This window comes from Streptomyces sp. SID5910, assembly GCF_009862125.1.
GTDB lineage: Bacteria > Actinomycetota > Actinomycetes > Streptomycetales > Streptomycetaceae > Streptomyces.
Window position 1 is genome coordinate 1 of sequence record NZ_WWHX01000797.1, and the last position, 319, is coordinate 319.

The 319-nt window shown below is 76.8% G+C and carries 1 pseudogene; it reads right to left on the reverse strand.

Features of this window, described 5'->3' with window-relative positions:
• Positions 1-13 precede the first annotated feature (13 nt).
• A pseudogene (locus tag GTW67_RS28030) lies at positions 14-319 on the reverse strand (hypothetical protein); the annotation flags it as partial.

Sequence of the window (319 nt, forward strand, 5' to 3'; positions counted from 1 at the left end):
CGGGCCCCCGGCGTCAGGCCGTTGCCGCCGGTGGGGTGAGCCGGCGGGACAGCCACGTGGGGACGCCGCCGAGGAGGCGGAGCAGGCGGCGTGCCTCCTCGCGCAGCCGTGACGCCTCCGGTTCCGACTCCGCGTCCGCGAGCGACACCAGCGCCGGGGCCGTACCGATGAGGTACCCCAGCTCCTCGCGGATGCGCAGCGACTCGGCGAAGCCGTGCCGGGCGTCCGCCAACTCGCCCTCCCGGAGCGCGAGTCCGGCCAGATGCCGCCACGTGGACGAGGTGAGCAGCGGATCCCCCTGCGCGGTCGCCCCGGCATG